Source organism: Burkholderia sp. AU30198, from assembly GCF_020419825.1.
In the GTDB taxonomy this organism is placed as follows: domain Bacteria; phylum Pseudomonadota; class Gammaproteobacteria; order Burkholderiales; family Burkholderiaceae; genus Burkholderia.
On sequence record NZ_JAIZSA010000016.1, the window covers coordinates 180,339 to 193,561 of the forward strand.

The following is a 13,223-nucleotide window of genomic DNA, read 5'->3' on the forward strand; positions in this document are numbered from 1 at the left end:
GGCGGGACGTTTACGAATCGGCGGGGCAGGCGGGGCGCCCGTTGCCGAAGCTGCGCACCGTGCTCGCGATCCGGGCGGCGAACTGCTCGATCATCCGCTGTTGCACGCGCACCATGTCGGCATAGCTTCCAGGGGCGGCCTCGTTGAGCCGCGTGCTGCACGAAATGCGCGTACCTGGCGCGTCCTGCTGCACGCCGACGACCCAGTCGGCTTCGAACTGGGCCATGCGGCCCGGCCACGCGTCGAAGCGGCGCACCTGCGTGCGGATGCTCATGACGGCCTGGTTCGACGGACGCGGCAGGCCGGTGACGTTGCGCGCGCCCAGTTGCTCGACGAGCGCCGACGAAAGCGCCGCGCGCAGCTCGTCGCCGAGCGGTGCGACCCAGCGTTCGTTGTCGAGTATCACCGCGGTGCCCGTCCCGCTGCGCACGACCATCTGCTGCTGGTCGAGCTGGGCGGGGATGCCGACCGGCAACACGTTGATCGCCAGCGGCGCGCCGGTGTGTGCGGCGGGTGCCGTTGTCGCGGTCGGCGCGGTCGCGGCCGGCGAGACGAGCGTGTAGTAATGCACCGGGTTCGACGCGCAGGCGGTCAGCGCGATGACGGCGCCGGCGCCCAGGGCGATCGTCCTGGCGCGAATCGGGAAGCTCATGGTTGTCGGGGCTCCTGCTGGACAGGCGGGGTTGAAGGGGCGACAGGCGCGATCGGCGCGTGATCGGCCCCGGTTCCCCGGAGCAGCGATTCGGGACGGCGGCCCAGCATGTCGGTGAGCGTGCGCAACGAGCGCGCGGTACGCTGGACTTCGGTCAGCGTGTTCGCCAGGTTTTCCTGAAGCGGGCCGTCGTCGGCGATGCCCTGGCGCAATGCGCCGAACGTCTGGTTCGCCTGGTCGAGCGCGCGCGTCGTCGACGGCAGCAGCTGGCCGTTGAGCTGCCTGAGCGTCGCGTCCAGGTTCGTCAGGCTCGAATCGACGTGCTTGCCGATCGAATCCAGCGGCATCTTGTTGATCTTGTCGACGATGTCGGCGACCTGCTCCGGCAGCTTGTCGAACGTACTCGCAACGGTGGGCAAGGTCAGCGGGGTGGCATTCGCATCGAACGGCACCTTCGGCGCGTTCTTCACGAAGTCGAACGAGATATAGAGCTGCTCCGTCAGCAGGTTCCCGGTACGCGCCTGCGCACGGAGCCCGTGCTCGACCAGGCCCGCGAGAAACTGGGCCACGCGCGGATTGCCGTTGCCTTCGGTCTTCTGCAGTTTCTCGATGACGGGGCCGAGCCGATACGGATAGACCTTCACCATCACGATGGACTGGAAGCGCCGGGTCGCACGGTCGAAGTCGAGCTGGGTCGATACCACCTTGCCCATGTTGATGCCGGAGAATTCCACTGGCGCCCCGACTGCGAGCCCGCGCAACGGCTGCTCGAAACGGAGTCGAATGAGTTGGGATGGCCCGTCCGGCGCAGCCATCGCGGAAGCTTCGTTGTCGGCGAGCGCAAACACGTTGCCGGCAGGGGCGGCGGTCGCGCTGCTGTCTTCCGGTGTCGCGAACGCGATGCCGCCGCCCACGATCGTCGCGACCGACTGGGTCTTCAGCTTCAGGCCGTTCGCGTCCAGCGACAGATCCATGCCGCTCGCGTTCCAGAAGCGCGTGTCGGTCGTCACCAGCCGATCGTACGGCGCATCGATGAACACCTGCAGGTTCATGTCGCGGCGCTGCATGTCGAGCTTGTACGACGCGACGTGGCCCACCATCAGATGGCGGTAATAGACCGGCGAGCCGATATCGAGCGAACCGAGATCGGTGGCCCGCAACGCGAAACTCGTTCCCGGCATGCCGTTGATGACGGTAGGCGGCGTCTCGAGCCCGGTGAAGGCTTTGCGCGAATGCTGCGAGCGGCCCGTGTCCATGCCGATGTACGCACCGGAGAACAGCGTGTCGATACCCGATACGCCGCTCATGCCGACGCGGGGGCGCACGACCCAGAAGCGCGTGTCGTCGTGAATCAGGTTGCGCGCATTCTTCACGAACGACACCGTCGCGACGACGTGCGAACTGTCGTCGCTCAGCGAGATGGCGGTCACGGTGCCGATCACGACGTCCTTGTACTTGACGGGCGTCTTGCCGGCTTCGAGGCCTTGCGCGGTGTTGAACGTGATCGTGATTTCCGGTCCGACGGACAACCACGCGTGGATCACCATCGACAGGCCGATCAGCGCCGCGACGAGCGGCACGAGCCAGACGAGCGAAAGCCGCAGGCGATTGCGTGTCACGGGCGGGTCATGGGGTTCGAGGCCTTGCGGGCCGGATGCAGGATTCATGCTTCTTCGGCGTCCCAAATGAGGCGTGGGTCAAAACTCATCGCAGACAGCATCGTGAGAATGACGACCATGCCGAAAAACAAAATGCCGGCGCGCGGCTCGATCTCGGACAGCGGACCGAACTTCACCAGCGCACAGATGATTGCGACGACCAGCACGTCCAGCATCGACCAGTAGCCGACGAGTTCGACCGCGCGATACAGCACGGCCCGCTCGCGCATGGCCGCGACGCTGCGCCGGCCCGTCGTGACGAGCAATGTGCCAAGCGCGAGGAACTTCGTGCACGGCACGACGACACTCGCGATGAAGATCACTGACGCAATGCCGTACGAGCCGGCTTTCCAGAACACCACGACGCCGCTGAGGATCGTCGATTCGCTGTGGCTGCCGAGCAGCGTGGTGCGCATCACCGGCAACAGGTTGGCCGGGAGGTAGAAGATCAGGCTGGCGATCAGGAACGCCCAGGCGCGTACGAGGCTGTCGGAACGACGCGCGTGCAGCGCAGCGCCGCACCGCGGGCAGCGTTCCGCTTCGGCGGCATGCGGGTGCGCATCCTGCGCGTCGGACGCGCGCGTGCGGCAGACGAGGCCGCAGGCATGGCACCCGACCATGCCCAACTGACTGGCGCGAACGGGCAGGCTCATGGGCGGCCTTCGGCGGGTTTCACCGGCACGACCCAGTCCCATAGCTGGCGCGTTTCGTGGCCCGCGATCAGCGGGATCAGCACCATCAGCACGGCCGTGGCCCACAAGCCGGCGCCGGGAATGATCTGCATGATGCTGGACAGCTTGATGATGGCGATGAGGATGCCGAGCAGTCCAACCTCGATCATGCTCCAGGGACGCAACGCGACGAGCAAGCGCATCAGCGGGCCGAACGCGGGCGCGCGGCGCCCCGCACGGGCAAAGGCCAGCAACCAGATCAGCGTGGCGATCTGCAGGAACGGCACCCCAACGATGGCGAGGGCCGTCGGAATCGCAATCGGCGCCGCGAAGCCATGCGCAAGCGCGAGCGCGGATTGCCACAGCGTGGCCTCGCTATGCAGCCCCTGCACGCTGATCCGCATGATCGGGCAGAGGTTGGCGATGGCAAACACCACGCCTGCCGCAACCGCCAGCGCGAGCCACCGGTCGATATCGAGCCCGCTCGATTGAAACAGGACGGCGGAACAGCGTTCGCAACGCGCGACCTCGTGAGGCGCCAGCGCGCGGCGTCGGTAGACGCTGTCGCAATGCTCGCAGGCGATCAGGGTCGGAAACGTGTCCATGTGTTCGTGTTGCTCGCGCATGCGTACTCGATGATTTGCTTCGCAGTGTGCTTGGTGTCGATGGACGTTTTTGTGCGGTTTGATGGAGAAACGATGGAGCCGGGATTAAAAAATGCAGTCATGCCGGGGTGGCTGTCGAGGCGCACACAATCTGTTACGACAATGGCGAACCGGGGTTGGATTGGAGTGCTATCTTTCGCCGGCCTTTCGATGAAACGAATGGGCAGCAACGCAAGAACCCGGACTTCAGATTGAGCACAAGGAACAGTATTCGCATGTTGAAGAAGATCGCCTCCGCATTCATCGTCACCGCGGTTGCGGTGATTTCGCTGCCGGCCGCGGCCGACGGCTGGGACAACGCGCTCGGCGGTGCGCTGGGCGGTATCGCCGGTGCGACCGTCGGCGATGCACTGGGCGGCCGCACCGGCGCGGTGGTGGGCGGTGCGATCGGTGGGGGCGCCGGCGGCGCGATCGCGGCGAACCGTGACGAGCGCGACGGAGCCATCATTGGCGGTGCGCTTGGCGGCGGTGCGGGCACCGCCGCCGGCCATGCGATGGGCGGCCGCAACGGCGGGCTCCTCGGGGCGGCGCTCGGCGGTGGTGGCGGCGCGGCACTGGGTGGCAACCTCGGCCGCAATGCGCGGGAGCGCGACGATGCGCGGGATCGCGACAGCATGCGCAGGATGCGCCGCAACAAGCATCGCTACGACGAGGCTTACTACGACCAGGCTTACTGAGCGAGTGGTTGACGCTTAGCGAACGCGCATGCGATGCGATGAGATGCGCGTTTCGCCCTTCATGTCACACGGTGCAAGCGTTCGGCCATGCCGAGCGCGATGCCCGCCATCGAAGCAACTGAAACGAACGACGTGAAGCCGGTGCTGCCCGCGCGTTTGCCGAGCCCCGCATCACGCAAGCCGATCTGCCATTCGTACGGGCGTTTCAGGAACCGCTTTTTCACGGGGAAGGGGACAGGCGGCGAATGCGGCGCAGCGGCTTACGAGCCGGTGCCGCGCGCCAGTTTGACGAGGTCGATGACCGTCGCGACCAGCCCGGCCAGCAGCAACGCGGCGAGCAGCAGATAGCTCGGCGTCTCCCGGATCACGGCCGCGATCGGGTTGTCGGTCGCGAGAGACGAGACGGCGAGGATCAGTCCGTAGACGACGAACCATCCGGTCGCGATCGTCAACACGACGGCGACCGTCAGGAGACCGACGATCCGCACAGCGTGCAGACGCGATCCATGACGCGGGTTCACTGGGTGCTGCGCAGCCGGTAGCCGACACCGCGCATCACCTCCGGCACCCCGGACGCACCCGCGAATTCGAGCTTCTTGCGCAGCCGGCTGATATGGCTGTCGACGGTACGCTCCAGCGCATCGACGTCGGCGAGGCACGCGTCGATCAGTTCGCTGCGCGTGAACACGCGGTTCGGCGAGCCGGCCAGGTGGGCGAGCAGCCGGAATTCGGTCAGCGTCAGCGAGACGCTGGTTTCTCCGGTGTCCGAGCGGATCGTGGTCAGATAGCTTTGCGTGTCGATTTCGAGGTTGCCGACCTTGATGAAACGTCCTGAGGCGGCCGTTTCGATGCGACGCAGGATCGCCCGGATGCGCGCGACCACCTCGGCCGGATTGAATGGCTTCGTGATGTAGTCGTCCGCGCCGAAACGCAGCCCCTGCAAGCGATCGATCTCGCGGTCGAGTGCCGTGATGATGACGATCGGCGTGTCGACGCGGCGACGCAGTTCGACCAGGACTTCCCAGCCATCCTTTTGCGGCATCCTGACGTCGAGCAGGATCAGGTCGGGCTTCAGCACGGGCTGCACGTCGAGCACGGCCTGGCCGTGACCGACGCGGTAGGTGCGAAAGCCGTCGTGAGCCAGGTAGGCGTCGAGTATTTCGGCGATCTCGGGATCGTCTTCGGCAATGAGTATCAGAGGGTTCATCGGGTTCACTGGAAGTGAGCGTGACCGGTAGGCGGGCCGGCGGCGCGGCACGTGCGCCGCCGGACTTCACCGTGCTTTCAATCGTCGCGAACGGATCGGCGACGGTGCATGGCTCAGTTGTTCGCCACGTTGTTGGCGGGAGGCACGTCGGTGTCGGTCAGCCCGCCACCGAGCGCCTTGTAGAGCGCGACCGCGTTGTCCAGTTCGGCGTTGCGCAGATCCAGCAACGCCTGGCGCGCGGCATACAGCTGTCGCTGCGAGTCGAGCAGTTCCAGCCGATCCTCGATGCCGGCGCGATAGCGCAGGTTCACGAGATCGGTACGGCGCTCGGCGCTCTTGACGACCCGGGCCTGTGCGTCGATCTGGCGGCTGAAGGTCTCGCGCCCGGCGAGGCCGTCGGCTACTTCGCGGAACGCGGTCTGGATCGAGCGTTCGTACTCCACGACCGCGCTGGACTTGCGCACTTCCGCGAGATTCAGCTCGGAACGCAGCCGGCCGCCCTGGAAGATCGGCAGCGTGACCTGCGGCGCAAAGCTCCACACGCGCTGGCCGCCGTCGAACAGGCTGCCGAGGCCCGGGCTGAGGAAGCCGATCGACGACGTCAGCGACAGGCGCGGGAAGAATGCCGCGCGCGCCGCGCCGATGTCGGCGTTGGCGGCGACGAGATTCTGCTCGGCCTGCTGGATGTCGGGCCGGCGGTACAGCAATTCCGACGGCAGTCCGGCCGGCAGTTTGGTCATCACCGGCTGGCGTTCCAGCGACAGCGGATCGGGCAGGTTCTTCGGCAGGTCGGTGCCGACCAGCAGCCGCAGCGCATTATTGGCCTGCTCGACAGCGCGCGAACGCGCTTCGAGATCGGCGCTGGCGCTCGCGACCTGGCCTTCGGCCTGCGCGATGTCGACACCGCTCGCCTGGTCGGCGAGCTTGAGGCGGCGCGCGAGGTCGAGCGACTGGCGCCAGTCGTTCAGCGTGCGTTCGGACAGCGCGCGCTGCTCTTGCGCGAGACGCTCGGCGAAATACGCGTTGGCCACGGAGCCGACGAGCGCGATCTGCACTGCCCGGCGGCCGTGATCGGTCGCGAGGTAGCGCGCGAACGCCGCGTCGGACAGCGATTTCACGCGGCCGAACAGGTCGATCTCGAACGCGCTGAGGCCGACATTCACGCCATATTGGTTCTGCGTGTTTTCGAGCAGCGGCGGGTTCGATTGCGAGTCGGCGGCCGTGCGCTGGCGTGTGAAGCTCGCGCCGGCGCCGATCGACGGCAGGCGCGCGGAACGCTGGATGCCGTACTGCGCTTCGGCAGCCTGGACGTTCAGTGCGGCCAGACGCAGGTCGCGGTTGTTCTCGAGCGCGAGCTCGATCAGGCGCTGCAGGCGACGGTCGCCGAACATCGTGCGCCAGCCGAGATCGGCCGCGTTCGCGTGCTGGTCGGCCACGGCAGCGGTCGTATAGGCGGTCGGCACCGGCATCTCGGGCTTGACCAGCTTCGGCGCCATCGAGCACGCCGACAGCGCGAGCGCGGCGGAAACCGCGGCGGAAAGAATGAGTGATCGCATGGCATCAACCTTCATGTTCGTGGGTCACGGTGGCGGGCTTCTTGCCGGATGCGCGCCATGCCGAGATGCGTTCCTGGATGCTCATCACGAACACGTAGAAAACCGGAACGAAGAAAATGGCCAGCACGGTGGCGGTCACCATGCCGCCGAACACGCCGGTGCCGATCGCGTGCTGCGTTTCGGCGCTCGCGCCGGTCGCGATCATCAGCGGTACGACGCCGAGGCCGAACGCGAGCGAGGTCATCAGGATCGGGCGCAGACGCAGCTTCGATGCCTGCACGGCCGACTCGATCAGCCCCATGCCTTCCTCGCGCAACTGCTTCGCAACCTCCACGATCAGGATCGCGTTCTTCGCCGACAGGCCGATCACGGTAATCATCCCGACCTTGAAGAACACGTCGTTCGGCATCCCGCGCAACATCACCGCGCCGAGTGCGCCGATCAGGCCGAGCGGCACCACCAGCATCACCGACAGCGGAATCGCCCAGCTCTCGTAGAGCGCCGCGAGCACCAGGAACACGACGACCATCGACAGCGCCATCAGCATCGGCGCCTGCGAAGCCGACTCACGCTCCTGCAGCGACTGGCCGGTCCACGCCACCGTGAAGCCCGGCGGCAACTGCGCGGCCAGACGCTCCATCTCGGCCATTGCCGCGCCGCTGGAGTAGCCGGGGGACGAGCCGCCGGAGATACGTGCAGACGGGTAACCCTGGAAGCGCACCAACTGCAGCGGGGTTTCCGACCAGACCGGACGCACCACTTCGGACAGCGGCACCATGCCGCCGGTCGCGTTGCGCACGTAGAGCTTCATCACGTTCTCGATCTGCATGCGTGCCGGCGCATCGGCCTGGATGATCACCTGCTGCATGCGGCCCGCGTTCGGGAAGTCGTTCACGTAGGTCGAACCCATCGCGGCCGACAGCGTGTCGCTGATGGTCGTGAACGACACGCCGAGCGCTTCGGCCTTCTCGCGGTCGATGTCCAGCTTCACGCTCGTACCGGCCGGCAGGCTGTCCGGATAGACGCCGGTCACCACCTTGCTTTGTGCAGCCAGTTCGAGCAGCTTGGTTTCAGCCGCCTTGAGTGCCGAGTAGCCCTGGTTCGCACGATCCTGCAGGCGCATCGTGAAGCCCGAGCTGGTACCCAGCCCGTCGATCGCGGGCGGCAACAGGCTCATGACCGTGCCTTCCGTCACGCCGCTCATCGCATGCTGAGCGCGCATCGCTTCGTCCATCGCGCCGGCGCCTTCGCGCTTGTCCCAGTCCTTGAGCACCGCGTAGTTCAGTGCCGCGTTGGAGCCGAGGCCGGAGAAGCCGTAGCCAATGATGGAGATGCTCGACTCGATGCCCGGACGCGACGCGAGATGCTTCTCGAGGGTCTTGACCACGTCACCGGTGCGCTCGACGGTCGAATCGGCCGGGAGCAGGAAGCCGGTCATGAAGTAGCCCTGGTCTTCCTCGGGCAGGAACGACGACGGCAGCATGCGGAAGCCGAACCCCAGCGCGACGGCAATCGCGACGAACAGGAGCATCATGCGGCCCGTGCGGCCGACCAGCCGGCCGACGCGCGTCTCGTACCAGTTCGTCAGGCGGTCGAAGCGGCGGTTGAACCAGCCGAAGAAACCGCGCTTCTCGTGGTGGCCATGCGCGACCGGCTTGAGCATCGTCGCGCACAGGGCCGGCGTCAGCGTCAGCGCGAGCAGGGCCGAGAACATGATCGACACGGCCATCGACATCGTGAACTGCTGATAGATCACGCCGACCGAACCGCTCGACAGCGCCATCGGCAGGAACACGGCCGTCAGCACCAGCGTGATGCCGATGATCGCGCCGGTGATTTCCTTCATGGCCTTGATCGTCGCGTCCTTCGGCGACAGGCCTTCTTCCGCCATCAGGCGTTCGACGTTTTCCACGACGACGATTGCATCGTCGACGATGATGCCGATCGCGAGCACCATGCCGAACATCGTCAGCACGTTGATCGAGAAGCCTGTCAGCAGCATGACCGTGAAGGTGCCGAGCATCGCCACCGGCGCGACGATCGCCGGGATCAGCGTGTAGCGCACGTTCTGCAGGAACAGGTACATCACCAGGAACACGAGCACCATTGCTTCGATCAGCGTGTGAATCACCTTCTCGATCGAGATCTTCACGAACGGCGCGGTATCGAACGGGATCGAGTAGGTCATGCCGGCCGGCATCGTCTTGGCGATCATGTCCAGTTGCTCGCGCACGGCCTCGGCGGTCTTCACCGCGTTGGCGCCCGGCGCCAGCTGCACGCCGGCAAAGGTGGCGGGTTTGCCGTTCTCGCTGTTGACGAAGGTGAACGACTGCGGGCCGAGTGCGACCCGCGCGACATCGCCGAGCACGACCTTCGAGCCGTTCGCGTTCGCGCGCAGCACGATCTTCGCGAACTGCTCGGGCGTCGTGAGCTGGCCTTGCGCGGTGAGCGGCACGGTGACACGCTGGCCCGGCAGCGCGGGCGCCGCGCCGAGGCTGCCCGGGGCGATCTGCACGTTCTGCTGGGCGACGGCCGTCGTCAGGTCGTTCATCGACAGGCCATAGGTGATCAGCTTCTCCGGATCGACCCAAATGCGCATCGCCTGTTCGGAGCCGAACAGTTGCACCTTGCCGACGCCTTCGACACGTCGCAGGTCTTCGACGACGTTGCGCGCCATGTAGTCCGCGAGTGCGTTTTCGTCGTAGCGGCCGCTTTCCGACTTGAGGCCGACGAACAACAGGAAACCCGATGCGGCTGACTCGACGATCACGCCATTTTGTCGCACGACGGGGGGCAGGCGCGGCTCGACCGACTTGAGCTTGTTCTGCACCTCGACCTGCGCCATCGCCGAATCGGTGCCGGGCTTGAAGGTCGCGGTGATCTTCGCCTGGCCGGAGGTATCCGACGCCGATTCGAAGTACAGCAGGTTCCGGACACCGGACAGCTCGCGCTCGATGAGGCTCAGCACGCTGTCGTTCATCGTCTGCGGCGTGGCGCCCGGGTAGGTGGCGGTAATGGTGACGGTCGGCGGCGCGACCGACGGATAGCGCGCAACCGGCAGTTCGGGGATGGCGATCAGGCCCAGCAGGATGATGAAGAGGGCGATCACCCACGCGAAGACCGGGCGCCGGATGAAGAATTGGGACATGACTGGATGCTCCCCGTGACTCAGTGCGACGAAGCGGTCTTGACCGCTTCAGGCGCCTTCCATGCGGTCGCCGTGACGGTCGCGCCGTCGCTCAGGCGCTCCATGCCTTCGACGACGACCTTCTGGCCCGCCTGCAGACCCGACTTGATGCGGTAGCTGCGATTCGTCAGCTCGCCCACTTCGATGGCCTTCAGGTGCGCCTGGCTCTTCGCGTCGAGCACCCAGACCTGCGGCTTGCCGCCCGCGCGGACGATCGCCTGTTGCGGCACGGTCAGCGCGTTCTCGTAGTGGCCACGCGGGATGCGGGCGCGCACGTACATGCCCGGCAGCAGCTCGCGCTTCGGGTTGTCGACCAGCACGCGCAGCAGCACGTCGCCGGTGCCCGGGTCGACGTTGACGCCCGAGAACAGCATGCGGCCCTTCACGTCATAACGCTTGTCGTCGTCGCGCAGCACGTCGACCGGCAGCCCGTTGCCCGCGGTGTCCGGCTGTGCCGCGAGCGCGCCGCGCAGCGATTCAAGCGACGCGGCCGGCTGGCGCACGTCCACGTAGACCTGGTCGATCTGCTGGATGCGCGCCATCGGCTGGCTGTCGCTGCTCGCGACCAGCGCACCCTCGGTCACGAGGGCCTGGTCGATGCGGCCCGTGATCGGCGCCTCGACGGTTGCGAACTTCAGGTCGAGCTGGCGTCGTGCGAGCGTCGCACGAGCCTGTGCGACGTCGGCGGCAGCCTGGTCGCGTTGCGATACCGAGTCGTCATATACCTGGCGGCTGATCGCGTCGGCCTCGACCAGCGGCTTCAGCCGGGTGGTCTGCACCTTGGCGCGTGCGAGCGCGGCTTCCGCGCGTTGCAGGGCCGCCGCGGCCGTGTCCATGTCGGCCTTGAACGGCGCCGGGTTGATCTGGAACAGCGGCTGGCCGGCACGGACTTCCGTGCCCTGCTCGAACAGTCGTCGCTGCACGATGCCGCTGACCTGCGGCCGGATCTCGGCGATCCGGACGGCCGCGACGCGGCCCGGCAGGTCTTCGGTCAGGTCGAGGGGAGCGCCTGCCAGCGTCATCGCTGCAACCGGTGTGGCCGGCGCGGCGGCCTGCTGTTCGGAGGGCCCGCAGCCCGCCAGCATCGCCGCCACCAGCGCGCACACGGCGCCGTAGCAGGCTCGTTTCTGATTTTTCATGTGGACTCCATGGGACGCAGGCACCCAGTGGCCCGCATTTTCGGATCGAAGTGTGCGTGCGCCCGATGGAGTTTTTTGTGCGGAAAGATGGAGGTTTGATGGAGGGGGCGAAAGACTGACGGGAGGGCGGTCCGGACGCGGGCGGAGCCCGAAGATCGCGGGTGGCGGGGCGACCTCGCGGTATCTGGAAGCAGGCTGCGCGGCGCGGGAATCCTGGAACGCCGCAATCATCTGATGAAATGACGGTGGCCGTGCAGGCCATCGGCATCGCCGGCGTTGCGTTCCGGGTGCCGTTATCGCGAGGATCGCTTCGGCGTAGACGGCGGGCGTGCCGATCGGGGCACGCGCAACACTCGCTCAGCGGTGGCGGGCGTGTGCGAGACGGTGCGGGGCGGCAGGCCGGCGCACGGCGTGCGTCGGCCGCTTGCCGAGCGGTTCAGCGCGGATCGGTATCGACGGTACGCTGCGTGGCGGGCGCCACGTCCTTCCGGTTCGGTGTCGCGATGCGCGGCGATGCGGGGCTGTCGGGCCAGCGCAACTCGAACACGGTACCGCCGGACGCTGTCGGGCGGCACGATGCCTCTCCGTCGTGAGCCTGCGCAATGGCGGCGACCACGGCCAGCCCCAGGCCGCTGCCGCCTTTCTGGCTGGAATGCGTATCGTCCACGCGCCTGAACGCATCGAAAATCTGGGCCGCGCAATCGGCCGGAATGCCCGGCCCCTCATCTTCGACCTGCAAATGACACGCACCGTTTTCGACGCGCGTGCGAATGCGTATCGCGCCGGGTACCGCATAGCGCCGCGCATTCTCCAGCAGCGCGAGCAGCGCCTGGCGCATCCGGAACGGGTCGCTATGTACGGGGCGCGTATCGAGATCGAGCACCATGTGCTGACCGGCCGCGGCCAGCGAATCCTCGAACATCTCGACGACCGCCTTGACGTGTGTCGCCAGATCGGTCTTCTGGATGCTGACGCTCAGGTGCCCGCTCTCGGCGAGGCTGATCACGCGGAGATCCTCGATCAGGCGCGTCAGTCCTTCCGCCTGAATCAACAGGCTTCGGAACAGCGCCTCGCCCGGCTGGAACACGCCTTCCGCCAGCCCTTGCAACCGCCCACGCAGGACCGTGACCGGCGTACGCAGTTCGTGCGCGATCGCGGCATTCCAGAATGCCTGTTCGTCCGTCATGCGCTGCAGCTGGGCCGCGAGCGCATTGAAGTCGTCCGCGATCAGCGCGGCTTCGCGAATCGATCGATCGCCGGCGACGGCGCGTGCGGTCAGGTCGCCCTTGGCGACGCGGCGAATGCTGTCCGCGACCGAGTTGAGCGGCACCAGAATGCGATGCGCGAGCCGGGTCGACACGACAATGGCGAGTATCAGGCCGATCAGGAGCGTGGCGCTCAGCCATACCCACTCGGTGTTCGACGGAAGCCAGCCCGACTGGTAACACACCTCGCTCCAGTTCCTGAGCATCACGTAGTAGAACCCATAGACCATCAGCACGACGACCAGCATGATCCCGAGCGCCAGCTCCGCCATCGACACCGCAATCTTGCGGCCCAGCCCTCCGAGTTTCATTTCGTGCTCCCAAGCGTGGCGTTGCGTCGAGTCACGACGGGAAGACTGCACGGCTGGATTGCCGTGGCGTCAGCGGAGGGGTGTGGCCGGGGCGGGTGGGCGGTGTTCCGATCAGGGGTTGCGGAAGCGGTGCGGAAGGTCGGGCCGGGTGGGAGGCTCCCGGCGGCGCTGCGCGGTGTGCCGATTCTTGATGGCCCCGATGCCGCCGATGTGACGCCGATGCTGTGACGTGCGG

The 13,223-nt window shown here is 66.7% G+C and carries 11 protein-coding genes; 1 reads left to right on the plus strand and 10 read right to left on the minus strand.

The window, feature by feature from the left end:
• Positions 1-10 precede the first annotated feature (10 nt).
• Genes LGN19_RS29785 through LGN19_RS29800 form a run of 4 tightly spaced genes read right to left on the minus strand, consistent with a single transcriptional unit; the run spans position 11 to position 3,607 of the window.
• The gene (locus tag LGN19_RS29785) at positions 11-652 is read right to left on the minus strand and encodes a membrane integrity-associated transporter subunit PqiC (RefSeq protein ID WP_226218723.1); all 642 of its coding nucleotides are present in this window, start codon (positions 650-652) and stop codon (positions 11-13) included.
• Positions 649-2,319, minus strand: coding sequence for an intermembrane transport protein PqiB (locus LGN19_RS29790; protein WP_226218724.1), 1,671 nt, complete (start codon positions 2,317-2,319; stop codon positions 649-651). The genes LGN19_RS29785 and LGN19_RS29790 overlap by 4 nt, the downstream gene beginning before the upstream one ends.
• Positions 2,316-2,963, minus strand: coding sequence for a paraquat-inducible protein A (locus LGN19_RS29795; protein ID WP_175221932.1), 648 nt, complete (start codon positions 2,961-2,963; stop codon positions 2,316-2,318). The genes LGN19_RS29790 and LGN19_RS29795 overlap by 4 nt, the downstream gene beginning before the upstream one ends.
• Complete coding sequence (locus LGN19_RS29800; RefSeq protein ID WP_226218726.1) at positions 2,960-3,607, minus strand: paraquat-inducible protein A; 648 nt, start codon at positions 3,605-3,607, stop codon at positions 2,960-2,962. Before LGN19_RS29800 ends, LGN19_RS29795 begins: the two co-directional genes overlap by 4 nt.
• Positions 3,608-3,861: 254 nt before the next feature.
• On the opposite strand from LGN19_RS29800, the gene LGN19_RS29805 reads away from it, so the two are divergent.
• Entirely contained in the window at positions 3,862-4,323 is a 462-nt protein-coding gene (locus tag LGN19_RS29805; RefSeq protein ID WP_226218728.1) for a glycine zipper domain-containing protein, read from the plus strand.
• A 260-nt stretch (positions 4,324-4,583) separates the two neighbouring features.
• Here LGN19_RS29805 and LGN19_RS29815 read toward each other — a convergent pair whose 3' ends face one another.
• The 6 genes from LGN19_RS29815 to LGN19_RS29840 form a co-directional block, all read right to left on the minus strand.
• On the minus strand, positions 4,584-4,844 hold the full coding sequence (locus LGN19_RS29815; RefSeq protein WP_226218730.1) for a hypothetical protein: 261 nt from the start codon (positions 4,842-4,844) through the stop codon (positions 4,584-4,586).
• Complete coding sequence (locus tag LGN19_RS29820; protein WP_122950412.1) at positions 4,841-5,530, minus strand: response regulator; 690 nt, start codon at positions 5,528-5,530, stop codon at positions 4,841-4,843. The genes LGN19_RS29815 and LGN19_RS29820 overlap by 4 nt, the downstream gene beginning before the upstream one ends.
• 113 nt (positions 5,531-5,643) lie before the next feature.
• A complete protein-coding gene (locus tag LGN19_RS29825; protein ID WP_226218731.1) occupies positions 5,644-7,086 on the minus strand; it encodes an efflux transporter outer membrane subunit in 1,443 nt (480 codons plus the stop codon).
• A gap of 4 nt (positions 7,087-7,090) precedes the next feature.
• Entirely contained in the window at positions 7,091-10,234 is a 3,144-nt protein-coding gene (locus tag LGN19_RS29830) for a multidrug efflux RND transporter permease subunit (protein WP_226218733.1), read from the minus strand.
• Between the two features lie 20 nt (positions 10,235-10,254).
• Positions 10,255-11,412, minus strand: coding sequence for an efflux RND transporter periplasmic adaptor subunit (locus LGN19_RS29835; RefSeq protein ID WP_122950414.1), 1,158 nt, complete (start codon positions 11,410-11,412; stop codon positions 10,255-10,257).
• Positions 11,413-11,848: 436 nt separating this feature from the next.
• Positions 11,849-12,988 (minus strand): ATP-binding protein, encoded by a 1,140-nt coding sequence (locus LGN19_RS29840; RefSeq protein WP_122950415.1) that lies wholly within the window; start codon positions 12,986-12,988, stop codon positions 11,849-11,851.
• Between the last annotated feature and the right edge of the window lie 235 nt (positions 12,989-13,223).

Coding starts and splice junctions, on each gene's coding strand:
- LGN19_RS29820 (WP_122950412.1), bottom strand. CDS start 5,530: ATGAACCCTCTGATACTCATTGCCGAAGACGATCCCGAGATCGCCGAA.
- LGN19_RS29830 (WP_226218733.1), bottom strand. CDS start 10,234: ATGTCCCAATTCTTCATCCGGCGCCCGGTCTTCGCGTGGGTGATCGCC.
- LGN19_RS29835 (WP_122950414.1), bottom strand. CDS start 11,412: ATGAAAAATCAGAAACGAGCCTGCTACGGCGCCGTGTGCGCGCTGGTG.
- LGN19_RS29840 (WP_122950415.1), bottom strand. CDS start 12,988: ATGAAACTCGGAGGGCTGGGCCGCAAGATTGCGGTGTCGATGGCGGAG.
- LGN19_RS29805 (WP_226218728.1), top strand. CDS start 3,862: ATGTTGAAGAAGATCGCCTCCGCATTCATCGTCACCGCGGTTGCGGTG.
- LGN19_RS29800 (WP_226218726.1), bottom strand. CDS start 3,607: ATGCGCGAGCAACACGAACACATGGACACGTTTCCGACCCTGATCGCC.
- LGN19_RS29790 (WP_226218724.1), bottom strand. CDS start 2,319: ATGAATCCTGCATCCGGCCCGCAAGGCCTCGAACCCCATGACCCGCCC.
- LGN19_RS29795 (WP_175221932.1), bottom strand. CDS start 2,963: ATGAGCCTGCCCGTTCGCGCCAGTCAGTTGGGCATGGTCGGGTGCCAT.
- LGN19_RS29825 (WP_226218731.1), bottom strand. CDS start 7,086: ATGCGATCACTCATTCTTTCCGCCGCGGTTTCCGCCGCGCTCGCGCTG.
- LGN19_RS29785 (WP_226218723.1), bottom strand. CDS start 652: ATGAGCTTCCCGATTCGCGCCAGGACGATCGCCCTGGGCGCCGGCGCC.